We start from the raw sequence: 21,978 nt of genomic DNA on the forward strand, positions 1-21,978 counted from the left end.
GGACGGGGTGGGGAAACACGGGCGTCACACGGGTGGGGTTCACTGGGGGGAGACGCCCGACGGGCGCGGGACGGAGGCGCTGCATGGACCTGAACACGATCCAGCGCGTCCGGGTGGTGCGCGAGCGCTCCGAGCTGGCGGGCCGCGGGCCGCGCTCAGCGGTCATCGGAGGCGGCTCCTGGGTGTTCTCCCTCCCCCACGACCACCTCGACGAGCTCCTCGACCTGCAGGGATTCGCGTGGGAGCCGATCGTGCGCACGGACGCCGGGCTCTCGATCGCGGCGACCTGCACGCTCAGCGAGCTCGCCGCGATGCCCGACGCGGGCGACACAGCCCACCCGCTCTTCTTCCAGTGCTGCACGGCACTGCTGGGCTCCTTCAAGATCTGGAACGTCGCCACTGTCGGCGGCAACATCGCCAACGCCCTGCCCGCAGGACCGATGATCAGCCTCGCCGCCGCGCTCGACGCCACCGCCCTCGTCTGGCGGGCCGACGGCTCGGACGTCGCCGTGCCGGTCGCCGAGCTCGTGACCGGCAACATGACCACTTCCCTGGCCCAGGACGACGTCATCCGCTCGATCGAGATCGCGCTCTCCTCCCTCCGGGCGCGCACCGCGTTCCGCAAGACGGCGCTCTCCCCTCTCGGACGCTCCGGCGCCGTCGTCATCGGCCGCCTCGACACCGACGGCGCGTTCGTGCTCACGATCACCGCGGCGACCGTCCGGCCGGAGCTGCTCCGCTTCGCCGCCGCTCCCTCCTCGGCCGAGCTCGCCGCGGCCGTCGACGGCGTCGCGACCTGGTTCACCGACCCGCACGGAGCCGCCGACTGGCGCCACGCCGTCGTCCGCGTGCTCGCCGAGGAGATCCGCTCCGAGCTGGCCGGAGGCGCCCGATGAGGTTCACCGTCAACGGGGAGCCGGTCGACGCCTCCCCCCGCCCCGGCCAGGTGCTGCGCACCCTCCTCCGCGACCACGAGCACTTCGAGGTGAAGAAGGGGTGCGACGCCGGCGACTGCGGCGCCTGCTCCGTCCTCGTCGACGGGACGCCGTTCCACTCCTGCCTCTACCCCGCCCACCGCGTCGAGGGCCGCGAGGTGACGACCGCGGCCGGCCTCGGCACGCCCGAGGAGCCGAGCGCGGTGCAGGAGGCGTTCGTCGAGGCCGGCGCGTTCCAGTGCGGCTTCTGCACGGCCGGCATGGTGGTCACGGCCACGGCGCTCGACGGAGTCCGCGCCGAGGACGTGCCGCGGCTGATGAAGGGCAACCTCTGCCGGTGCACGGGCTACCGCCCCATCCGCGAGGCCGTGACGGGCGCCTGCGCGTCCGGGCACGGCGCGCACGCGGCCGAGCCGTCCGGAGCGGATCGCACGGAGGCCCCGGTCCGCGGACGGCACGCGGCCCCGCCGTCGGGTCTCACCCCCGTCCGCCGCACCGGTCGCCCGTCGGCCGAGGAGTCCCGGGTCGGCCGCTCGCTCGGCGCGCCCGCCGGCCGGCGGATCGTCCAGGGCCGCGAGCCGTTCACCCTCGACGTCGCCGTCCCCGGCCTGCTGCACCTGAAGGTCGTCCAGAGCCCGCACGCCCACGCGCGCATCCGCTCGATCGACACGACCGCCGCCCGCGCGATGCGGGGCGTCGTCGCGGTCCTCACCGCCGAGGACGTCCCGGACGTCCTCTACTCCACCGCCCGCCACGAGTCCCGGCTCGACGACCCGGACGACACGCGCATGCTCGACACGGTCGTCCGGTTCCGCGGGCAGCGCGTGGCCGTGGTGGTCGCGGAGTCGGTGGCCGAGGCGGAGGCGGCCTGCCGCGCCGTCGAGGTCGACTACGAGGTGCTGCCCGCCGTCTTCGACCCGGAGGAGGCGCGCTCGGCCGGCGCGCCGCTCCTGCACGCCGACAAGGATCCGATCGCCTCGCGCATCGCCCGGCCGGAGGCGAACGTCGTCGCGGAGCTCCACGGAGAGTACGGGGACGTGGCCGCCGGACTCGCGGAGGCCGACGTGGTCGTCGAGGGCCGGTACTCGACCTCCCGGGTCGCGCACACGGCGCTCGAGACCCACGGCACCATCGGCTGGCTCGAGGGCGGAGAGCTGGTGCTGCGGACCTCGACGCAGGTGCCCTTCCTCGTGCGCGACGAGATCGCGCGCCTGTTCGACCGCGATCCGTCGACCGTCCGCGTCTTCACGGCACGGGTGGGCGGCGGCTTCGGCGGCAAGCAGGAGATCCTGACGGAGGACGTCGTCGCCCTCGCCGTGCTCGCCACCGGCCGGCCCGTGCAGTTCGAGTTCACCCGGAGCGACGAGTTCACGATGGCCCCCTGCCGACACCCGATGCGGGTCGGCGTCACGCTCGGCGCCCGGCGCGACGGACGGCTGACCGCCCTCGCCGTGGACGTGCTCTCGGACACCGGCGCCTACGGCAACCACGGACCCGGCGTGATGTTCCACGGCACCTCGGAGTCGGTCGCCGTCTACAGCGCGCCCAGCAAGCGCGTCGACGCGCAGGCCGTCTACACGAACAACCTCCCCTCGGGGGCGTTCCGCGGCTACGGCCTCGGGCAGGTGATCTTCGGCATCGAGTCGGCGATGGACGATCTCGCCCGCGAGCTCGGGATCGACCCGTTCGAGCTGCGGCGGATCAACGCGGTGCGCCCGGGCGAGCCGCTGGTGGTCACGCACGTCGAGGGCGACGACATCGGCTTCGCCTCCTACGGGCTCGACCAGTGCCTCGACCTCACCGAGGCGGCCCTGGCCGGCGGCGGCGGCTCCCCCGCCCCCGACGGACCGGGGTGGCGGACAGGGCAGGGCACGGCACTGGCGATGATCGCCACCATCCCACCGCGGGGCCACTTCTCGGAGGCGACCGTCACCGTCGACGCCGAGGGAGTGCTGACCATCGGCGTCGGCACGGCCGAGTTCGGCAACGGGACGACCACCGTGCACACGCAGCTGGTCGCGAGCGCCTTCCGCGCCTCGGCCGACCGGGTGCGGATCCGCCAGTCCGACACGGACGCGGCCCGCTACGACACCGGAGCGTTCGGCAGCGCCGGCACGGTGGTCGCGGGCAAGGCCGTCCACTCGGCCGCGACGCGCCTCCTCGCCGAGCTGCAGGCGCTCGCGAAGCGGCTGACCGGGCACGACGAGACCTTCGAGCCCGACGACGAGGGCCTGCTCGCTCCGGACGGCACCCGGGTCGCGTTCGCCGATCTGGTCCGCGCGGCCGGCGGACCGGTCACCGCGACCGGGAGCGAGGACGGCGCTCAGCGCTCGCTCGCGTTCAACGTCCAGGGCTTCCGGGTCGCGGTGCACGAGCCGACGGGCGAGGTGCGGATCCTGCAGTCGGTGCAGGCGGCCGACGCCGGCTTCGTGATCAACCCGGCGCAGTGCCGCGGGCAGGTCGAGGGCGGAGTGGCGCAGGCGATCGGCTCGGCGCTGTACGAGGAGGTGATCCTCGACGGCGAGGGCACCGTGACCACGGCCATCCTCCGGAACTACCACATCCCGCAGATGGCGGACGTGCCCGAGACCGAGGTGCTCTTCGCGGACACCGCCGACGAGCTCGGGCCGTTCGGCGCGAAGTCGATGAGCGAGGCGCCCTACAACCCGGTCGCCCCCGCACTCGCCAACGCCGTCCGCGACGCGATCGGCGTGCGGCCGACCGAGCTGCCGCTCTCCCGCGACCGGATCTGGCGGCTCCTGCACCCGGACGCCGCCCCGGTCGCGACCGTCGAGGCGGAGGCGCCGCCCGGTTGAACGACGACGAGCTGAGCGCCGATCGGCTGCCGCAGCTCAGACGCGCGACGCCAGCTCCGTGCTCGCCCGGGCGACCTCGCGGGCGATCGCGTCCTCGTCCGCGTTCACCAGCCGTCCCTCCCGCACCGTCGGGCGACCCTGCACCAGGAGCAGGCTCAGCGGGGGCTGCGCTCCGAGTGCGAGCGCCGCGACCGGGTCCGCGATGCCCGCGTGCTCGATCCCGTCGATCCGCCAGAGCGCGAGGTCGGCGAGCTTGCCGACCTCGATCGAGCCGATCTCGTCCTGCCGACCGAGCACCCGGGCCCCGCCGATGGTGGCGACCGAGAGCGCCTGCCGGGCGCTCATCCGGTCGGCGCCGGCGCGCAGGCGGTTCATCAGCACCGCGGCGCGGATCTCGGAGCCGAGCTGACCGGACTCGTTCGACGCCGCGCCGTCCACGCCGAGGCCGACCGGGGCTCCCGCAGCCAGCAGCTGCGGGATCGGCGCGATGCCCGCCGCGAGCCGGCCGTTCGAGGACGGGCAGTGCGCGACTCCGGTGCCCGTGGCCGCGAACTTCGCGATCGCGTCGGCGTCGAGGTGGACGCAGTGCGCCATCCAGACGTCGTCGCCGAGCCAGCCGAGCGACTCCAGGTGGTCGGTGGGCGAGAGGCCGAACGCCTCCCGCGTGTAGGCGTCCTCCTCCACGGTCTCGGAGCCGTGGGTGTGCAGCCGGACCCCGAGCTGACGGGCGAGGACGGCCGACTCTCGCAGCAGGTCGGTGGTCACCGAGAACGGCGAGCACGGGGCGATCGCGACCCGCACCATCGCGTCGGCGGAGGCGTCGTGGTACAGCTGGACCGCCTCTCCGCTGGCCTGGAGCGCGGCCGCCGTGGTCTCGACGGCGAAGTCCGGCGGGAGGCCGCCCCGGGACTCGCCGAGGTCCATCGACCCGCGGGTCGCGTGCAGCCGGAGGCCGAGGGTGCCGGCCGCGTCGACGATGCCGCCGACGATGTCGCCGGAGCCCCGAGGGAAGACGTAGTGGTGGTCGGCGACGGTGCTGCAGCCGGACCGGGCGAGGACGCCCATCGCGCCGAGGGCGGCGGAGCGGGTCAGGTCGGCGTCGATGCGGGACCAGGCGGGGTAGAGCGCGACGAGCCAGTCGAAAAGGATCGAGTCCTGCGCCCAGCCGCGGGTGAGCCACTGGTAGAGGTGGTGGTGCGTGTTGACGAGCCCGGGAGTGAGCAGGTGGCCGCGGCCGTCGACCCGCGTGAGCGCGATCGCCTCCTGCGCCGGCAGGCCCGTCGGGGACCGTCCGTCGAGGGCCCACGCCGGAGGGTCGCCGGCTCCGACGGCGACGATGCGGGAGTCGTCGACGACGACGTGGCCGACGGGGTGCTCGGTCCCGTGCGCGTCGACGGTGGCGACGTGGGCTCCGGTGAGGACGTGGCGCTGCATGCCCCGAGCATGGCAGCGCGGTGTTTCGCGGCCGTTTCCCGCCGGAGTGCGAGCAGGCCGGCGCGATCACGACGGCGCGCCATCGAGGGAGGACGTGCGGCTCAGCGCGCCGCGTGGATCGGGCCCGAGCGCCCCGCGAGCGGCTCCCCGGACGTCCCCGTGCGCGCGGCGAGGACCTCCGCGAGGATCGACACGGCCGTCTCCTCCGGCGTCGACGCGCCGATGTCCAGGCCGATCGGCGAGTGCAGGCGGGCGAGCGCCTCCTCCGTCACTCCCGCCTCGCGCAGCAGCCGCAGCCGCCGCTCATGGGTGCGCCGCGACCCCATCGCGCCGACGTAGGCGACCGGGAGCGCGAGCGCGGTCTCGAGCAGCGGGATGTCGAACTTCTCGTCGTGCGTGAGCACCGCGATCACGGTGCGCGAATCGACCTCGGCGCGGGCGAGGTGGTCGGACGGCCACTCGACCACGACCTCGTCGGCGCCGGAGAAGCGCTCGGCGGTCGCGAACACCGGACGCGCGTCGCAGACGGTCACGCGGTAGCCGAGCAGGGCGCCTGCGGAGCAGAGCGCGGCGGAGAAGTCGACGGCGCCGTAGATCAGCAGGCGCGGCCGCTCGGCGTGCACGATGTAGGCGATCTCAAGCTCGGCGCTCCGGCAGGCGGTCTCGACCGTGGCCGAGCGGCCGGAGGCCAGGCGCGCCTCGCGCTCGGCGAGGATGCGGCGGGCGGTGTCCTCGTCCAGGTGCGGGCCGACGACGTCCTGGAGGCGCGTCGCTCCGGTGAGGACGAGGCCGATCAGCTCCTCCGGGCCGCCGACGACGATCGCCAGCGCGGCCGAGCGGCCGGCGCGGGCGGCGCGCAGCTCGGCGAGGACCGCGGTGGAGCCGGAGTCGACGACCTGGCCGAACACGCGCAGCTGCCCCCCGCAGGACAGGCCCGCGGCGAAGGCCGCCTCGTCGTCGAAGCCGAAGTGCTCGGACGCGCTGCCCGAGGTGCCGAGCACCTCCTGGGCCAGCGCGTACGCCTGCGCCTCGACGCAGCCGCCGGAGATCGAGCCGATCGCGCGCCCCTCCGCGTCCACCGCCATCGAGGACCCGAGAGCGCGGGGAGCCGAGCCGAAGACGTGCGTGACCGTGACGACCGCGACGCTCCCGCCCGCCTCGACGCGCTCGAGCAGGGGGTCGGCGATGTCGAGCACGACGGCCTCCTCTTCTCGGACGGGAGGCGACGGCGCCGGGGCTGCGGGAAGGCCGGGCGGAGCCGCCGACGGGCGCTCACACGCAGGAAACATGCCGAGTATAGGGTCGATCCATGCCTGACGACGCTCCCTTCCTCGACCTCGTGATCCGCGCCTCCGACGTGCTGACCGAGAACGGCCGGCGTCCGGCCAGCATCGCGATCGCCGAGGGCCTGATCGTCGCGGTCGGCGAGCGGGACGCCCCCTGGCGGACCACGGAGGAGATCGTCCTCCCCGAGGGCCAGGTCCTGATCCCGGGGATCGTCGACACCCACGTGCACGTCAACGAGCCGGGCCGCACGGAGTGGGAGGGCTTCGCCTCCGCCACCCGCGCGGCCGCCGCCGGGGGCGTCACCACGATCATCGACATGCCGCTGAACTCGATCCCGCCGACCACCACGGTGTCGGGGCTCGAGGCCAAGCGCGCGGCCGCCGGGCCGCAGGCGCAGGTGGACGTCGGATTCTGGGGCGGGGCGATCCCCTCGAACCTCGGCACGCTGCGCGAGCTCCACGACGCGGGCGTCTTCGGCTTCAAGTGCTTCCTCTCGCCGAGCGGAGTGGACGAGTTCCCGCACCTGAGCCGGGAGCAGCTCGTCGAGGCGATGCGCGAGATCGCCGCCTTCGACGGACTGCTGATCGTGCACGCCGAGGACCCGGCCGAGCTGGAGGCGAGCGCGCTGGAGCCCGGCGCCTCCTACGGCGAGTTCGTCGACTCCCGCCCGCCCGCCTCCGAGCGCAACGCGATCCTGCACGTGATCGAGGCCGTCCGCGAGACCGGCTGCCGCGCGCACATCCTGCACCTCTCCTCCGCCGACGCGCTGCCGCTCCTGCGCGAGGCGAAGGCCGAGGGGCTGCCGATCTCCGCCGAGACCTGCCCGCACTACCTCACCTTCGACGCCGGCTCGATCCCCGACGGCGGCACGCAGTTCAAGTGCTGCCCGCCGATCCGCGACGAGCGCAATCGCGAGCAGCTCTGGAAGGGGCTGCTCGACGGGACGATCGACATCATCGCCTCGGACCACTCCCCCGCCACCGCCGAGCTGAAGCTCCCCGCCGGCGGCGACTTCGGCGTCGCCTGGGGCGGGATCTCGGGACTCGAGCTGAGCTTCCGCGCGGTCTGGACCGGGGCCCGCGAGCGGGGCATCCCGCTCGAGCAGGTCGTCGCCTGGATGTCCACGGCGACCGCCGCGTTCGCCGGGCTCGGCCAGAAGGGCCTGCTGCACGCGGGATCCGACGCCGACCTGGTCGCGTTCGACCCGGAGGCGCAGTGGCGCGTGGACGTCGACGCCCTCTCGCACCGGAACCCCGTCTCGGCCTACGAGGGCCGCGTCCTCCGCGGCGCCGTCGCCGCCACCTGGGTCGGCGGCCGACGCGTCACCGCCGCGACGGTCCCGCCCGCCGGGCGCCTCCTCAGCCGCCCCTGACCTCGACCCGCCGATGCCCCGCCTCCCTGACGACACCTCGGGGAGCTCCCCCCGCTCACGCCGAGCGCCGCCGTGTCATCGGCAGGTTTCGAGCGTGTGAACGGAGGCGGGTCGGAGCCGCGGAGCGGGCGGATCGCACAAGACTCGGAGTCCCGGCGGCGGCTCCTCGGGATGCTCCGCCGGTGCGCGGAGCCCCCGGCAGGCGCGAGGCTGGCAGACGGGCTCGCAGGAGCCGCGAGCAGGACGGTCACCACCGCGTGACCGGGCCCGGCCGCACGGAACGGACAGGAGCGGACATGTCGATCATCCTCGGGGACCACCAGTACGGGAAGGCCGAGAACCGCGTCGTGCGGATCTACCGCGAGACCCCGCGGCACGAGATCCACGACGTCAACGTCTCCACGGCCCTCCGCGGCGACTTCGAGGCCGCGCACCGAGAGGGCGACCAGTCGGCCGTCCTGCCCACGGACACGCAGAAGCAGACGGCGTACGCCTTCGCCAAGGAGAAGGGCCTGCGCTCGATCGAGCCCTACGGCCTCGAGCTGGCCCGCCACTTCGTCGACGGCTACGAGCCCGTCCACGGCGCCCGCATCGAGATCGAGGAGTTCGCCTGGGAGCGCGTGCTGGTGGACGGGCGCGAGCACGACCACACCTGGGTCCGGAAGGGCCAGGAGACGCGGATCGCGTCGGTCACGGTCGAGGGCTCGGGCGACGAGCGGCGGATCTGGATCACCGGCGGCTTCAAGGACCTCACGATCCTGAAGTCCACGGGGAGCGAGTTCCACGGCTTCCTCACCGACCCGTACACGGTCCTCCAGCCGACGAACGACCGGGTGATGGCGACCTCGCTGGTCGCGAAGTGGCGCTTCGCCCTGAGCGAGGACGAGATCGCGGCGATGGACTGGGAGGCGGTCTACGCGGGCGTCAAGGCGCTCATGACGAGCCGCTTCGCGACCGTGCACTCCCTCGCCCTCCAGCAGACGCTCTTCGAGATGGGGAAGGCGGTCCTGGAGGAGTACCCGCAGATCGTCGAGATCCGTCTCTCCGCGCCGAACAAGCACCACTTCGTCTACGACCTCTCGCCCTTCGGCGTCGAGAACGACAACGAGGTCTTCCACGCCGCCGACCGCCCCTACGGGCTGATCCAGGCGAGCGTCACCCGCGACGACGCGCCGCCCGCGGGATCCGCCTGGACCGCCTACACGGGCCTGGTGTGACCGGCGCCGGGGGCGTCCACCGGGGGCACGTGCTGCACGTCGCCGGGGGTGCGACGCTCGCGACCGCGCGGGAGTCGCTGGTGTCGATCCCGGACGGCGCTCTCGCCGTGGACGAGGACGGCACGATCGCCTGGGTCGGTCCGTACCGCGAGCTGCCGGACCGCTTCGCTCTCCTGCCGGTCTCCGGCGACGCCGCGTCGATCCTGCTGCCCGGCTTCGTCGACGCGCACGTGCACTTCCCCCAGACGTTCTCGACCGACGGCTTCGGCGGCGGCCAGCTGCTCGAGTGGCTCGACCGGACGGTGTTCCCGGCGGAGGCGCGGCTCGCCGACCCGGAGTTCGCCGACGTCGTCGCGCGCGCCTTCACCCGGCGGCGGGTGGCCGCGGGCACGACCGCCGCGATGGTCTTCGGCTCCGCGTTCCCGGCCGCGCAGAACGCCCTCTTCGAGCGCACCCGCGAGGCGGGGCTGCGGATCGTGTCGGGGCGCGGGATCCAGACCACGGGCCCGGCCTCGGCGGCGCCCCTGATCACCTCGGAGGCGGAGGCGCTGACGCTCGCGTCGGAGGAGATCGACCGCTGGCACGGGAGGAACCCGCTCCTGCAGGTCGCGCTCGTCCCGCGGTTCTCGCTGTCCGTCACTCCCCGGACCCTCGGAGCGCTCGGCGACCTCTACGACGACGTCCGCGGACGCGGCGTCTACGTGCACAGCCACCTCAACGAGAACGACCGGCCCGGCGACGGCGAGATCGCCGCCGTGCTCGGCTCGTACGGCACCCGCAGCTACCTCGACACCTACGACGGGCTCTTCCTGCCCGGCTCCGCGCGCGGCGGCTCCTCCCTCCTCGGGCCGCGCACGATCCTCGCTCACGCCGTGCACTGCCAGGACGCGGAGCTGCACCGGATGGAGGAGACCGGCACCTCGATCGCCCACTGCCCGACCTCGCAGCAGTTCCTCGGCTCCGGCACCATGCCCTGGCGCCGGACCGTCGCCTCGGGGGTCACCGTCGCCCTCGGCACGGACGTGGGCGCGGGCGACGAGTGGCTGCTGGCGCGAGTGGCGAACGACGCCTTCAAGGTGCACCTCTCGGAGCCCGGCGACGCGGCCGTCGCCCTGCATCCGGCCGAGCTCCTGTTCACGGCGACGCTCGCCGGCGCGCGGGCGCTCGACCAGGAGGACCGGTTCGGCAGCCTTGACCCCGGGAAGGACGCGGACTTCCTCCGCATCGAGCCCGACCGGTGGGAGCCGCTCGCCGACGTCCTCGCCCACGGGATCCGCGCGGACGACGAGGAGGAGGCGACGGCCCAGCTGCTCTTCGCCCTGCTGATGACCCTGCGCGAGCCGGCGATCGCCGCGGTGCACGTCCGGGGCAGGCGGATCGCGTCTCCGGAGTGACGGGGCCGGCCGGGGCGGCGCGGTGCGGACCGCGCGCACCCGGCCGTCAGCGCAGGCGCAGCGCCAGGAACAGGTCGGCGCGGTCCGCGGTGTCCGACAGGTCGCGCTGCGTCAGCTCCTCCACCCTCGCGATGCGGTACCGCACCGTGTTCAGGTGCAGGTGCGTCTGCTCCGCCGTGCGCACCCACGAGCCGCCGCAGTCGAGGAACGCCGCGAGCGTGGCGACCAGCTGCGAGCCGTAGCGCGCGTCGTGCTCGACGAGCCGCCCGAGCACCAGCTCGACGAACACCGAGCGCAGGTGGTCGGGGACCGCACTCAGCAGCTGCACGGCGGAGGTGACCTCCCCGGAGTCGCTGACCCGCACCGGAGCGTCGTCGCCAGGAGAGCCCGGCAGCAGCATCCCGTAGCGTGCCGAGCGGAGGGCGCCGCCGAGCGCGGGCAGCGGAGTCGCGGCGCTCGTCCCGACGCGCAGCACGGCGCCCGGCCACGCGGCTCCCGCTCGTCGCAGCGCCGAGGTGACGACGGCGAGCGGATCCGCGCCGGTGGGGATCGCATCGGTCGCCTCGGTGGGCAGCACCGCCACCGCGCAGCCCTGGGCGTCGCGTCCGACCACGGCGCGGCCCAGGTGCGCGGCGGCGTCGACCAGGACACGGCGCGCCAGGTCCGGGGGCGCGTCGCCCTCGAACTCGGCGGCGACCACGGCGCACCGCCCGGCGCCGCCGAGTCCGAGCTGCCGCAGGTACACCGCGGCCTCGGGCTGCTCGCTGTCCTCCTCCACGAGTTCGAGCAGGCGGTCGGCGAGAGCGGAGTCGGCCGAGAGCGCCGCCTCCCGCTGCAGCCGGTAGACCCCCACGACTCCGGCGAGCTCGGTCACGGCGTCCAGTACTGCGGCGGGCCAGTCGTTCCAGTCGCCCCCGACGACGACCAGCCAGGAGGTGGCGCGGTGCTCGCCCGCTCCGGCGACCGTGAGGACCGACAGGGCGCCGCCGCGGGCGTCCGCGACCACGACCGGGCTGCGCCGGGCCGTGAGCGCCGCGTGCACGACCCGCTCGATCTCCCCCAGCCCCAGGGGCGAGGCGGAGGCCGCGGTCCGGCCGGTCGCGGTCAGCACCGACACGGGGAGTCCGAGCTCGCGCGAGGTGCGCGTGACGAGCTCGTCGAGCTGCTGCCCCCGGTAGACCTCCGTCAGCAGCTCCCGCTGGCGGGCGAGGGCTGCCGTCAGCCGGGCCACGCGGTCGCCGGCGAGAGCGTTCGACAGGTGCGCCGTGATCGCGCCGAACGACACCTCGGCCGGCACGGCGATCAGCGGGACGTCGTGCTCGCGGCAGGCGACGACGAGGTCGTCCGGCACGAAGCCCAGCAGCCCCTCGCCGGCGAGCAGAGCGCTGGCACCCGAGTCCGCGACCGCGGCGACGAAGGCCGCGCTGTTCTGGGCGTCCCGACGCCAGACCAGACCGGTCAGCACCAGCTGGTCGCGCGAGATGTAGCGGCGCGGATCGAGGAGATCGGTCGTGAAGATGCCGTCGACCGGCCGCGCGAGCGCCCCGTCGCCGGCGACCAGCACGCGCAGCCGCAGCTGCGGCGCGTCGAGGACGTCCTGCAGCTGCATCAGCTGCCCCGGTAGGTCGAGTAGGCGAAGGGGCTGAGCAGGAGCGGGATGTGGAAGTGCGCCTCCTCGTCGTCGAGGCGGAAGGCGACGACGACCTCGGGGTAGAACGACTCGGTGCCCGAGGCGGCGAACCAGGCGCCGGTGTCGAAGACGACCCGGTGCACCCCGGCGGCCAGGCGCTCCGGCCCGAAGGCCGCCACGCGGCCGTCGTCGTCGGTGCGGGCCTCGGCGAGGCGCTCCCAGCCGGAGCCGACACGGGCGTCGAGAGCCACCGGGACCCCGCGCGCGGGGCGGCCGCGGACGGCGTCGAGCACGTGGGTGGTGACGCGGCTGGCGTGCCCGCTCATCGTGCGGCCTCCGCCCGGACGAGGCGCCCGTCGTCGAGGCCGCGGACCCGCAGCACCGTGATCTCCCGCAGCTGCTCCGCGACGATGCGGGCCTCCGTCTCGTCGTCGAGCCCGAGTCTCCGCTCCAGCTCCGCGACGACCTCGGCCCGGTCGCGGCCGGCCGCACGGAGGAGGAACATGCGCCCGAACCGCTCCTCGTAGGCGCGGTTGCCGGCCAGCAGCCGCCGGGTCAGCTCCTCGTCGCCCGTGCGGCTCGCCGCCTGCTCCGCGGCCGAGAACGCGGAGGAGCGCCCCGCGCCCGCGTGCCGCTCGCCGATCCGGGGGTGGTCGGCCAGCGCCGCCTCCACCTCCTCCTCGGTGAGCGTGCGCGCGGCCCGCTCGGCCGCGTCGGCCAGCGCGTCGGCCGACGGGTAGGGCGCGCCGGAGGCGACCTCGTCGGCCCAGCGCGGGACGGCGAGGCACGCGAGCAGCACGTCGCGGGCAGTCTCGGATCGGGTGTCGGTCATGCGGTCTCCTTCGTCCGGCGGAGCAGGGGCTCGGCCTGCGGCACGATGGTCGGATGGATCTGGTCGGGAGTCGGGACCTCGTCGGGCTGGTGCTCGCGGCCGGTGCGGGGCGCCGGGCGGGCGGCCCGAAAGCGCTGCGGTGCGACGCGGCGGGAGTTCCCTGGGTGGAGCGAGCCGTCGAGAGGCTCCGCGCGGTGGGCTGCGAGCGGGTGCTCGTGGTCCTGGGCGCGGAGGCCGGACGGGCGCGCCTCCTGGTGCCGCCGTCCGCGGACGTGGTCGTCGCGGCGGAGTGGGAGACCGGCCTCTCGGCGTCGCTCCGCGCGGGTCTCGCCGCGGCCGAGGGCGTCGCCGCGCTGGTCGCCCTGGTCGACCTGCCCGAGGAGCCGCCGAGCGTGGGGGCCCGGCTGCTCGCGGAGGCGCCGGTCGCGCCGGACGTGCTCGCCCGCGCGGTCTTCCGCGGTCGGCCCGGTCATCCGGTGCTGCTGGGACGGGACCACTGGCCGGAGCTCCTCGAGGGCGTGCACGGCGACTCCGGCGCGCGCGACCTGCTCCGCGCGAGGGGCGCGCGGGGGGTGGAGTGCGGCGATCTGTGGTCGGGAGCCGACCGCGACGGGCCGGACTGAGCGGTTCACGCCAGGCCCGCGTCGTCGAGGGCGGCGGCCAGCGCCCGCCAGGCCAGGGTCGCGCAGACGGAGCGGACGGGATTGCCCGCCACCGCGAGCAGCGCCTGCTCCTCGCCGGCGAGAGCACCCTCCCGGTGCGCCATCGCCGCGAGGAACGCGTCGATCCGCTCCCGTACCGCCGGCGCCGGCAGCCCGTCGAGACCGTCCACGAGCAGCGACGCGGATCCCCGTGAGACCTCGCACCCCCGCCCGCTCCAGGCGAGGCGCACCTGCTCGACGCCGCCGTCGACGCGCAGCTCGATCCGGTCGCCGCAGGTGGGGGTGATGAGCTCGGCACGGCCGAGGGACGGAGTCGGGTCGGCCTGCCCGACGGGGTCCTTGGCGTGCGCACGGATCAGCTCCGCCGCCTCGCTCACGGCCGGTCCTCCAGCTCGGCGAGCTCCGCGTAGGCCGTGCTGATCCCGGCGATCCGCTCGCGCGACTCCCTCGGCGACGCCCCGAGCACTCCGGAGGCCACGAGCGCGACCGCGCTCATCGCCGCCGCGTAGCTGTCCAGCGCCGTGCCGCTGTCGACCGGGCACTCCAGCCAGACCGCCGCGTGCTCCGCGTAGCGCCGGGCGGGCGGATCCGCGAGGAGCACCACGCGCACCTCGCGCGCGGCGAGCGTCCCGATCAGGGCGGCGAAGGAGGCGGGGCGGCGGCGGAAGCCGACCAGCACCACGACGTCCTCGGCTCCGAGCCCCTCGAGCTCCTCACCGAGCGACTGGCCGGGCTGCGGGGCGATCCGGACGCGTCCGCGCGCCTGCGCGAGCTGCTGGCGCAGGTGCAGCGCCACCGGGTAGCTGTTGCGCAGTCCGATCACGACGACCTCGCGCGCTCCCGCGATCAGCCGCACCGCCTCCTCCAGCCGCCCGTCGCCGAACGCGGCGGCCAGCCGGGCCAGGTTCGCCCGCTCGCTCTCGAGGTGCGCGGCGAGCGGATCCCCCTGTCCCTGCGCGGGACCGACTGGCACACCGGAGGACCGCAGCGCCCGGGCGTGCTCGCGCACCTCCTGCGAGTTCGAGAACCCCAGGCGGCGGAACAGCCGCGAGACCGTGGCCTTGGACACTCCGCTGTGCTGGGCGAGCTCGGTCGCCGTGTAGACGGCCAGGTCGCCGAGGTGGTCGAGGATGAAGTCGGCCGCCCGCTGCTCCTGCCGCGACAGCGCGGCGTAGCCGGCATCGATGCGGTGACCGATGCTCGTCGAGGGGGCCGGGGCGGGGGTCACGCGGTCGGCGTCCCGTGGGCGAGCGCCAGCACGGCCGCCTCGAACGCGTCGAGCGCGGTCGCGACGTCGGCCTCGGTCACGTTCTCGTCCGGGTGGTGGCTGACGCCGCCCTCGCAGCGGAGGAAGAGCATCGCGTACTCGGCGAGGTCGGCGACCGCCATCGCGTCGTGGCCGGCCTTGGAGAACAGCACCATCGGCTCCGCGTCCCCGGTCGCGCGGATGCCCGCGCGCACGACGTCCTGCAGCCGAGAGGAGGCGACGACCGCGGGGGCCGAATGGGTCTCCTCCACCGTCAGCGCGAGACGGCGGCGCGACGCCGACTCCGACATCGCGTGCTCGATGGCGTCCCACGCCGTGTCGCGCTGGGCGTCGGTCTCGGCGCGGAGGTCGAGGCTGAACTCGACCCGGCCGGGGATGACGTTGACCGCGCCCGGGAAGGTCTCGAGCCGGCCGACCGTGGCGATCACGCCCTGCTCCCGCGCGATGCGCTCCACCGCGAGCACGGCCTCGGCCGCCCCGGTGAGCGCGTCGCGGCGGCGGTCGAGCGGAACTCCGCCCGCGTGCCCGGCCTTGCCGGTGAGGGTGAGTGCGAAGCGGCGGGCGCCCGCGATCGAGGAGACCACGGCGAGGGCGCGGTCAGCCTCCTCCAGGTAGGGGCCCTGCTCGATGTGCGCCTCGAGGTAGGCGAGAACGTCCTGCGCGTCGCGCGCGGCGGTGCGGATGCGCGAGGGGTCCAGCCCGAACTCGTGGAACGCCTCGACGAGCGTCGTCCCGTCGGCGTCCTCGAGCTCCCACCAGTGCTCGTCCCAGGTGCCGGCGAGGGCGCGGGAGCCGAGGAGCGCTGTGCCGAAGCGGGTGCCCTCCTCGTCGCCGAACGCGACGACCTCGACGGCGAACGGCAGGCGCCGGCCCGCCCCCTGCAGGCGCGACACCACGGCGATCGCGAGCATCACGCCGAGGATCCCGTCGTAGCGGCCCGCGTCGGGCACCGAGTCGAGGTGCGAGCCGAGCAGGAGCGCCGGGAGTCCCGGAGTCGCGCCCTCGTAGCGGCCGCACTGGTTGCCGGCCGCGTCCTGCCAGGTGCGCATGCCCGCCTCGGTCATCCAGCGCGCGGCCATCGCGTTCACCCGGGCGTGCTCGGGCGAGAGGTAGACCCGCTCGATGCCGTCGCGGCTGGAGGAGACCGCGGCGAGCTCGTCGCAGCGGGCCATGATCGCGGCGGCGTCGAGGGCGGGGGCGGCGGTGGCGGCGGGGGGCGCGGTCGTGGTGGCGGGGTCCGTGGTGGTGCCGGTCATGCGCGTGCCGCCCCGTAGACCTCGTAGGCCCCCGTGACTCCGCCGCCCACCGGCACGGAGGCGCCCGCGCGGCGCAGCACCGCCTCCAGCGCCGCCAGGGTGGTCAGCACCGCGTCCGTCCGGGCGTTGTAGCCCATCGTGCCGATGCGCCAGACCTTCCCGTGTAGCGGCCCGAAGGACGTGCCGATCTCGATGCCGAAGTCGGCGAGCATCTCCCCGCGCACCGCGTCACCGTTCACGCCCTGCGGGATGCGCACCGCGACGACGTTCGTCATCTTGTGCCCGACGTCGCCGAACACCTCGAGATCGAGGCCGCGGACTCCGGCGAGCATCGCCGACCCGTGCAGCGCGTGGCGGGCGACCGTCTCGTCCAGGCCCTCCTCGACGACGATGCGGGCGCACTCGCGCGCGCCGTAGAGCATCGTGGTCGCCTCGGTGTGGTGGTTGAGGCGGCGCGGCCCCCAGTAGTCGAAGATCATCCCGAGGTCGAAGTAGTTGGAGCGGACGCGGCGGGCGCTGACAGTGTCGCCCTCGTCGCGGATCCCCGCCTCGATGCTCCTGCGCGACTCGATCACCGCGACGGCCTTCTCCGAGAAGGTGACGGGAGCCGATCCGGACGGGCCGCCCAGGCACTTCTGGAGCCCCGCGGTGACCGCGTCGAGCCCGAGCTCGTCGGTCGCGAAGGCGTTGCCCGCGAGGGAGGCGGTGACGTCGGTGTAGAAGAGGGCGCCGTGCTTCTCGCAGAGGGCGCCGAGCTCCTCCAGCGGCTGCGCCATGGTGGTCGACGTGTCGCCGTGGACCACGGCCAGCATCTTCGGCTTCACCCGGGCCAGGGCCTCGGCGATCGCCGAGACGGGGAAGACCTGCCCCCACTCGGCCTCGATCACGTGCACCTCCGCGCCGCAGCGCTCCGCGATCTCCCGGAGGAGGTGCCCGAACCGCCCGAAGACCGGCACGAGCACGCGGTCGCCCGGCTCCAGCATCGAGACCAGCGCCGCCTCGATGCCCGCACGGCTCGTGCCGTCGACGAGCATCGTCTTCTCGTTGCGGGTGCGGAACACCTGCCGGTACAGCTCCTGCGTCTCCGTCATCGTCGCCGTCATGAACGGGTCGTACTGCCCGACCAGCTGCGCCGACATCGCACGCAGGACGCGCGGATCCGCGTTGATCGGGCCCGGCCCCATCAGCAGGCGCGGCGGCGGATCGACGGGGAGGAACGGTGCGGGCGCGGTCATGGGCCACCTCTTCACGAGCGGGAGAGAAACAGTCGTTTCACCCGGAGAGCCTATGCGACGGACGTTTCGCCGGTGTTTCGCGGTGTGGCGGGGGTCGAGATTCTCGACAGACGCTCCTCCACAGACGTCTTCCGGAAGCGGGTCCTCCCGATCGGGCGCATCTGCTGCCCGCGTGTCGGTGGTCGCTGGTTCAATACGGGTATGGCGGATGGGATGCGGCAGGGACTCGAGGAGGTCCGCGCCCTCGGCGGCCGTGCGGCGCTGCTCGCCCGCTCCGCGGCTCCGCTCCACCTCGCCTCCGCCGAGGCGCTGCACGAGGCGTACAGGGCTGCTCTGCGTCGCCCGGAGGCGTTCGCCCGCGGCAAGTCTCCCGCCGAGTCGCGCGACCTCGTGGAGCGCTCCGTCCGGGCCGAGCTCGCCGTCGCACTCGCCGTGTCCGAGCGTGTGGCCGCGCGCGAGCTCGAGCACGCCCGTCTGCTGGTCGACCACCTGCCCTGCACGCGCGCCGCGCTGGTCGAGGCGCGGTTGCGCTGGGAGGCGGGGCAGATCATCTGCGGAGTCGCGGCCACCCTGCCGCCGGCCACCCTCCCGGAGTTCGACGAGCGCGCCGCGGGACTGGCCGCCTCGATGACGCCGACCCAGCTGCGGCGACGCCTCGCCCGGCTGCGGGACGAACTCCACGAGAGTCCTTTGGCCGACCGGCACGCCCGCGCTCGGGAGGACCGGTCGGTCCGGGTCTCGCCCGAGCAGGACGGCATGGCCACGCTCTGCGCGACCCTCCCCGCTCCGGCAGCGTTCGGTGCGCTCGCGCGGCTCGACCGGATCGCCCGCGCCCTCCGCGACGGGAGCGGTGCAGCGGAGGAGCGCACGCTCGCGCAGCTGCGGGCCGACGCCCTGGTCGACCTGCTCTGCGACGGCGACGTGTCCGGCACGGCGCCGGGCGACGAGCGTCCGCGCACGTCCGCTCGCGGCATCCGGGCCGAGGTGCGTCTGACCCTCGCCGCGAGCACCGCGGCCGGGCAGGACGAGACCCCCGCGGAACTGGACGGCTACGGCCTCATCCCGGCCGGCGTCGCGCGCGAGCTCCTCGGAGCCGACTCGGCCGTCACCCCGGTGCTCACCCATCCGAGCACGGGCGCCGTGGTCTCCGTCGGACGCACGCACCGCCTCCCTCCCCCGCGGATGCGCCTCGCCCTCCAGCTGCGCGACCGGACCTGCCGCTTCCCCGGCTGCACCCGGCCCGCGGCGACCGCCGAGGCCGACCACACGCTCGAGTGGCGTCACGGAGGCGCCACCGCCCTCGACAACCTGGCGTCGCTCTGCGTCGCCCACCACCACGTCCGCCACGGCGACCGCTGGACCTACACGCTCCACCCCGACGGATCGGCCGACTGGACCACCCCCACGGGCCGCCGCGTGGTCACCCGTCCACCCGATCCGCCCGCGCCGCCAGCCCCGCCGCGGCGCAGGCCGAGCTTCAGCGATGCGCCGCCCCCGTTCTGACGGCGGAAGGAGCCGCGCTCCTGCAGGCGTGCTCCAGCGGGCGTGCTCGTGCACGCCCGCTCGCGCCGCGCGGGTCCGATCCACCGGCCTGTCTCAGCCGAGGGCCGAGCCGTGGAAGACGGTCGTCCGGCACGCCCGCCGACGAACCGGTCCACCGAGCCCGCACTCGCTGCACCCGGGCTCGTTCCACCCTCCGGGCTCGGCGCCCCTGCTCACCGCTGAGATCGCACTCGAAGACACCGATCACCGCAGCGACTCGGGCGCGACGGCGCAGCTTCCGCCTCGGATCCACGACGAGGGACGGAGGGACGGAGCGACGGAGGGACGGAGGGACGGAGCGAGAGAGAAAGGGAGAGGGAGAGGGAGAGGGAGAGGGAGAGGGAGAGGGAGAGGGAGAGGGAGAGGCGGCGAGCGGGAGAACGGGTCACGGCGTCCGCCCCGATTCACGACGAGGGAGAGGACGAGCTCGGGGCGTGGCCCCCTCAGAGCGTGCCGGCCAGCTCCAGCAGCGCGAGATCCGACCCCCGCGGTCCCACCAGGCAGAGCCCCACCGGAGCGCCGCCGACACTCAATCGCGGCACCGACAGCGCCGGATACCCGCCGATCCCGGCGACGCAGGTCAGGCCGAGCGTCGCCGTCCGCGCCGCGTCGATCGCCTCGGCCGACGCATCGAGGGCCGGCGCCACCGACGACGTCGACGGCAGGAGGAGCACCCGCCCCTCGAGCGCACGGTCGAGCGCCTCCCGGAACCCCGCGACCCGCGCCCGTGCGGCCGCCTCCGTCTGCTCGTCGACGAGCGAGGCCGCGTCGAAGCGCGCCTGCACGTCCGCCGCCAGCACTCCCGGATGCGCCGCGACCCACGAGCCGCTCGACCGCCACGCCTCCGCCGCCTGCACGAGCCGGAACGCCTCGAGCATCTCCGCCACGGGGGGCAGCTCGACCTCCTCGGTGCTCATCCTCCCGACGGCCGATCCGAACGCCGCCCGGACGGCCGCGTCCACTCCGCCCAGCAGTGCCGGCGCCACCGCGAGACTCCGCACCGGCGGGCCGGACGGCAGGCAGACCTCGGCCACCCGCCTCAGCGTGCCGAGGTCCCGCGTCAGCCACCCGACGGTGTCGAAGCTCGGCGCCAGCGGCAGCAGCCCCTCGACGGGCACTGCACCGTGGGTCGTCCTCAGCCCCCACAGGCCCTGGTAGGAGGCGGGTACCCGGATCGATCCCGCGGTGTCGGTCGCCAGCCCGACGGCTGCCTGCCCGAGCGACACGGCGGTCGCCGGTCCGCTCGACGATCCGCCCGGGATCGCTCCGGGCACGGCCGGATTGGGCGGCGTCCCGTAGCCGGAGTTCCGGCCGGCGATGCTGTAGGCGAACTCATCGGTCTGAGCGATCCCGCGCACCGACGCTCCCGCTGCGAGCAGCTGCGCGACGGCCGGAGCGGTCGCCGCCTCGATCGGCGCGGAAGCGAGGCGGGCCGGCACTCCCGCGCCGATCCGCTGGCCCTCGATCGCGAAGAGGTCCTTGACCGCGACGTCCAGTCCGTCGAGGGTCCCGGAGCCGGCGGCCGGCACGAGCGGCGCGCCGACGGCCCGCCAGACACGGGGGTCCAGCGCGGGCGAGGGCGCCTGCACCTGCGCGGCGCGCACCCTCCAGGTCCCGCCCTCGCGCGACCACAGCTGCGTGACGAGCCCGCGCCCGCCACGGGCCGGAGCGTTCACGCTGACCACGAGCGCCGTGTCCGCATCGACCGCCCGCACGTGCAGCTCGACCAGCTCCCGCACCGGCGCCCCGCCGCGACGACCCCGGAAGCCGGTGATGACCGCGTGGCCGACGAGCAGTCCGGAGGCGTCGCCCCGGAGCGTCGTCGGCGCGTCCACGAACGCGTCGGCGAGCGCCGCGACGTCGTCAGCCCCGAGCGCCGCCTCGTACGCCAGAACCGCGTCCACCAGCCCGTCCGGCAGGTCACCCTCGAGCGTCGTCACCCGCGGGTCAGTCATCGAAGTCGGCCGTCCGGACGCGGGCGTGCACGCCCTTCACCAGGTCGACGACCTGCGAGATGTCGAAGTCGGTCGCCGCGCTGAGGTAGGCGTAGGCGTGAGCCGGGTCCATCCCGTAGCGGGCCGCCAGCAGCGCGATGGCCGCGCGGACGCACTTCTGCACGGCGACGTCCAGGTCCTCGTCCATCCCGGTGGGCACGAGGAACTCGCCGGTCTCCCCCATCGGCCCGAGCAGCTCCCCGAACGCCGCGATCGCCTCGGCACGCGGGACGACCTCCAGGCGCACCCGGACGCGCAGGCTCGCCTCCATCGCCGTCAGCGCCACCTCGCCGTCGCCCTGCGCGAAGTGGGGATCGCCGACGTACGCGAGCGCGCCCGGGACCTGCACGGGAAGGTAGAGGCTGGTTCCGGCGGTCAGCAGTGCGATGTCGATGTTGCCCCCGTGCGCACCGGGCGGCACGGAGTGCGGGCGCTCCTCCCCTGCGACGGCGACGCCCATGATCCCGAGGAACGGCCGGAGCGGGAACCGGGCGGCCCGCTCTCCTCCCGGCACCAGCGGGATCACGCCGCGGAGACCGCCCTGCGCGTCCTCGTCGACGCGCGCGAAGACGCTGAACGGCCCCTCCTGCAGCGGGTACTCGCCCGGCAGCGCCCCGCGGCCGTGCCGGTTTGAGACGACTCCGTACGGCACGCGCGGCTCGGCCTCGAGGAGGGTCATCCGGAGCAGGTCCCCCGGCAGCGCTCCCCGGACGGCGATCGGCCCCGTGACCACGTGCGGCCCGTCCGTCTCGCCGTCGCGGAACGGCCCGTCCGCGGCGAGCGCGACCGCGTCGCGCAGCACCCCCTCCGGAGCGACACCGTGGCGGCCGAAGAAGGCGACCGGATCGCGGCCCTGATCCTCCAGCACGCCCTCGTGGCTGAGCGTGTCGATGACGACCTCGGCCCCCGAGTCGACGGTGAGCACGGACACGTCCGCCGCGCACGGCAGGCGCCCCCACAGCACCGAACCCGGCTCGGCCGGCAGGTAGTCCACCCCCGGCGGCACTCCCTCACCGGGCTGCACCGCCCACTCCGTCCACCGCATGCGCGTCCGCCTCCCGCGCGGCCCGTCCGCGCCGTCCGACCCTAACCGCGCCGTGTTTCG

Annotated in this window: 18 protein-coding genes; 7 read left to right on the forward strand and 11 right to left on the reverse strand. The window is 74.9% G+C overall.

From position 1 onward, the window contains the following. The first annotated feature begins 83 nt into the window (after positions 1 to 83). Both C5D09_RS10165 and C5D09_RS10170 read left to right on the forward strand, forming a co-directional pair. On the forward strand, positions 84 to 896 hold the full coding sequence (locus tag C5D09_RS10165; RefSeq protein ID WP_104269236.1) for an FAD binding domain-containing protein: 813 nt from the start codon (positions 84 to 86) through the stop codon (positions 894 to 896). Then, positions 893 to 3,751, forward strand: coding sequence for a molybdopterin cofactor-binding domain-containing protein (locus tag C5D09_RS10170; protein WP_104269237.1), 2,859 nt, complete (start codon positions 893 to 895; stop codon positions 3,749 to 3,751). The genes C5D09_RS10165 and C5D09_RS10170 overlap by 4 nt, the downstream gene beginning before the upstream one ends. A gap of 36 nt (positions 3,752 to 3,787) precedes the next feature. On the opposite strand, the gene C5D09_RS10175 is transcribed toward C5D09_RS10170, so the two are convergent. Then, complete coding sequence (locus tag C5D09_RS10175) at positions 3,788 to 5,185, reverse strand: 8-oxoguanine deaminase (protein ID WP_104269238.1); 1,398 nt, start codon at positions 5,183 to 5,185, stop codon at positions 3,788 to 3,790. 101 nt (positions 5,186 to 5,286) lie between these two features. Next, complete coding sequence (locus C5D09_RS10180; RefSeq protein ID WP_104269239.1) at positions 5,287 to 6,381, reverse strand: XdhC family protein; 1,095 nt, start codon at positions 6,379 to 6,381, stop codon at positions 5,287 to 5,289. A gap of 113 nt (positions 6,382 to 6,494) precedes the next feature. On the opposite strand from C5D09_RS10180, the gene allB reads away from it, so the two are divergent. The 3 genes from allB (at position 6,495) to C5D09_RS10195 (ending at position 10,455) form a co-directional block, all read left to right on the forward strand. Next, on the forward strand, positions 6,495 to 7,844 hold the full coding sequence (gene allB, locus C5D09_RS10185; RefSeq protein ID WP_104269240.1) for an allantoinase AllB: 1,350 nt from the start codon (positions 6,495 to 6,497) through the stop codon (positions 7,842 to 7,844). Between the two features lie 296 nt (positions 7,845 to 8,140). Then, positions 8,141 to 9,061, forward strand: coding sequence for a factor-independent urate hydroxylase (pucL, locus tag C5D09_RS10190; RefSeq protein ID WP_104234587.1), 921 nt, complete (start codon positions 8,141 to 8,143; stop codon positions 9,059 to 9,061). Then, a complete protein-coding gene (locus tag C5D09_RS10195; protein ID WP_104269241.1) occupies positions 9,058 to 10,455 on the forward strand; it encodes an amidohydrolase family protein in 1,398 nt (465 codons plus the stop codon). The genes pucL and C5D09_RS10195 overlap by 4 nt, the downstream gene beginning before the upstream one ends. A 46-nt stretch (positions 10,456 to 10,501) precedes the next feature. Here the strand turns inward: C5D09_RS10195 and C5D09_RS10200 are convergent, their stop codons facing one another. Genes C5D09_RS10200 through uraD form a run of 3 tightly spaced genes read right to left on the reverse strand, consistent with a single transcriptional unit; the run spans position 10,502 to position 12,917 of the window. Then, positions 10,502 to 12,064 (reverse strand): PucR family transcriptional regulator, encoded by a 1,563-nt coding sequence (locus C5D09_RS10200; RefSeq protein ID WP_104269242.1) that lies wholly within the window; start codon positions 12,062 to 12,064, stop codon positions 10,502 to 10,504. Continuing rightward, a complete protein-coding gene (gene uraH / locus C5D09_RS10205; protein ID WP_104223494.1) occupies positions 12,064 to 12,411 on the reverse strand; it encodes a hydroxyisourate hydrolase in 348 nt (115 codons plus the stop codon). The genes C5D09_RS10200 and uraH overlap by 1 nt, the downstream gene beginning before the upstream one ends. Next, complete coding sequence (uraD, locus tag C5D09_RS10210; protein ID WP_104269243.1) at positions 12,408 to 12,917, reverse strand: 2-oxo-4-hydroxy-4-carboxy-5-ureidoimidazoline decarboxylase; 510 nt, start codon at positions 12,915 to 12,917, stop codon at positions 12,408 to 12,410. The genes uraH and uraD overlap by 4 nt, the downstream gene beginning before the upstream one ends. A 53-nt stretch (positions 12,918 to 12,970) precedes the next feature. Here uraD and C5D09_RS10215 point away from each other — a divergent pair, with 53 nt between their 5' ends. Beyond that, the gene (locus C5D09_RS10215) at positions 12,971 to 13,540 is read left to right on the forward strand and encodes an NTP transferase domain-containing protein (protein WP_104223492.1); all 570 of its coding nucleotides are present in this window, start codon (positions 12,971 to 12,973) and stop codon (positions 13,538 to 13,540) included. Positions 13,541 to 13,545: 5 nt separating this feature from the next. Here the strand turns inward: C5D09_RS10215 and C5D09_RS10220 are convergent, their stop codons facing one another. From C5D09_RS10220 to C5D09_RS10235, 4 genes are read right to left on the reverse strand one after another with little or no spacing between them, the layout of a single operon-like run. Further along, a complete protein-coding gene (locus C5D09_RS10220) occupies positions 13,546 to 13,956 on the reverse strand; it encodes an iron-sulfur cluster assembly scaffold protein (protein ID WP_104226650.1) in 411 nt (136 codons plus the stop codon). Beyond that, the gene (locus C5D09_RS10225) at positions 13,953 to 14,807 is read right to left on the reverse strand and encodes a MurR/RpiR family transcriptional regulator (protein WP_104269244.1); all 855 of its coding nucleotides are present in this window, start codon (positions 14,805 to 14,807) and stop codon (positions 13,953 to 13,955) included. The genes C5D09_RS10220 and C5D09_RS10225 overlap by 4 nt, the downstream gene beginning before the upstream one ends. Next, the gene (locus C5D09_RS10230; protein ID WP_104269245.1) at positions 14,804 to 16,102 is read right to left on the reverse strand and encodes an allantoate amidohydrolase; all 1,299 of its coding nucleotides are present in this window, start codon (positions 16,100 to 16,102) and stop codon (positions 14,804 to 14,806) included. The genes C5D09_RS10225 and C5D09_RS10230 overlap by 4 nt, the downstream gene beginning before the upstream one ends. Further along, a complete protein-coding gene (locus C5D09_RS10235; protein ID WP_258066972.1) occupies positions 16,099 to 17,337 on the reverse strand; it encodes an alanine--glyoxylate aminotransferase family protein in 1,239 nt (412 codons plus the stop codon). Before C5D09_RS10235 ends, C5D09_RS10230 begins: the two co-directional genes overlap by 4 nt. 213 nt (positions 17,338 to 17,550) lie before the next feature. On the opposite strand from C5D09_RS10235, the gene C5D09_RS10240 reads away from it, so the two are divergent. Then, positions 17,551 to 18,840, forward strand: a complete 1,290-nt coding sequence (locus C5D09_RS10240) for an HNH endonuclease signature motif containing protein (RefSeq protein WP_181135030.1) — start codon at positions 17,551 to 17,553, stop codon at positions 18,838 to 18,840. 482 nt (positions 18,841 to 19,322) lie between these two features. Here the strand turns inward: C5D09_RS10240 and C5D09_RS10250 are convergent, their stop codons facing one another. After that, the gene (locus C5D09_RS10250) at positions 19,323 to 20,834 is read right to left on the reverse strand and encodes an AtzH-like domain-containing protein (RefSeq protein ID WP_104247530.1); all 1,512 of its coding nucleotides are present in this window, start codon (positions 20,832 to 20,834) and stop codon (positions 19,323 to 19,325) included. Then, the gene (locus tag C5D09_RS10255) at positions 20,827 to 21,918 is read right to left on the reverse strand and encodes an acetamidase/formamidase family protein (RefSeq protein WP_104269248.1); all 1,092 of its coding nucleotides are present in this window, start codon (positions 21,916 to 21,918) and stop codon (positions 20,827 to 20,829) included. Before C5D09_RS10255 ends, C5D09_RS10250 begins: the two co-directional genes overlap by 8 nt. Positions 21,919 to 21,978: the final 60 nt, after the last annotated feature.

Source organism: Rathayibacter sp. AY1C9 (assembly GCF_002932315.1).
GTDB lineage: Bacteria > Actinomycetota > Actinomycetes > Actinomycetales > Microbacteriaceae > Rathayibacter.

Bases quoted from the DNA above. Each gene is read 5' to 3' on its own strand.
- C5D09_RS10165 (WP_104269236.1), top strand. From the start codon at position 84: ATGGACCTGAACACGATCCAGCGCGTCCGGGTGGTGCGCGAGCGCTCC.
- C5D09_RS10170 (WP_104269237.1), top strand. From the start codon at position 893: ATGAGGTTCACCGTCAACGGGGAGCCGGTCGACGCCTCCCCCCGCCCC.
- C5D09_RS10175 (WP_104269238.1), bottom strand. From the start codon at position 5,185: ATGCAGCGCCACGTCCTCACCGGAGCCCACGTCGCCACCGTCGACGCG.
- allB (WP_104269240.1), top strand. From the start codon at position 6,495: ATGCCTGACGACGCTCCCTTCCTCGACCTCGTGATCCGCGCCTCCGAC.
- pucL (WP_104234587.1), top strand. From the start codon at position 8,141: ATGTCGATCATCCTCGGGGACCACCAGTACGGGAAGGCCGAGAACCGC.
- C5D09_RS10200 (WP_104269242.1), bottom strand. From the start codon at position 12,064: ATGCAGCTGCAGGACGTCCTCGACGCGCCGCAGCTGCGGCTGCGCGTG.
- uraH (WP_104223494.1), bottom strand. From the start codon at position 12,411: ATGAGCGGGCACGCCAGCCGCGTCACCACCCACGTGCTCGACGCCGTC.
- uraD (WP_104269243.1), bottom strand. From the start codon at position 12,917: ATGACCGACACCCGATCCGAGACTGCCCGCGACGTGCTGCTCGCGTGC.
- C5D09_RS10215 (WP_104223492.1), top strand. From the start codon at position 12,971: ATGGATCTGGTCGGGAGTCGGGACCTCGTCGGGCTGGTGCTCGCGGCC.
- C5D09_RS10230 (WP_104269245.1), bottom strand. From the start codon at position 16,102: ATGACCGGCACCACCACGGACCCCGCCACCACGACCGCGCCCCCCGCC.
- C5D09_RS10235 (WP_258066972.1), bottom strand. From the start codon at position 17,337: ATGACCGCGCCCGCACCGTTCCTCCCCGTCGATCCGCCGCCGCGCCTG.
- C5D09_RS10240 (WP_181135030.1), top strand. From the start codon at position 17,551: ATGCGGCAGGGACTCGAGGAGGTCCGCGCCCTCGGCGGCCGTGCGGCG.
- C5D09_RS10250 (WP_104247530.1), bottom strand. From the start codon at position 20,834: ATGACTGACCCGCGGGTGACGACGCTCGAGGGTGACCTGCCGGACGGG.
- C5D09_RS10255 (WP_104269248.1), bottom strand. From the start codon at position 21,918: ATGCGGTGGACGGAGTGGGCGGTGCAGCCCGGTGAGGGAGTGCCGCCG.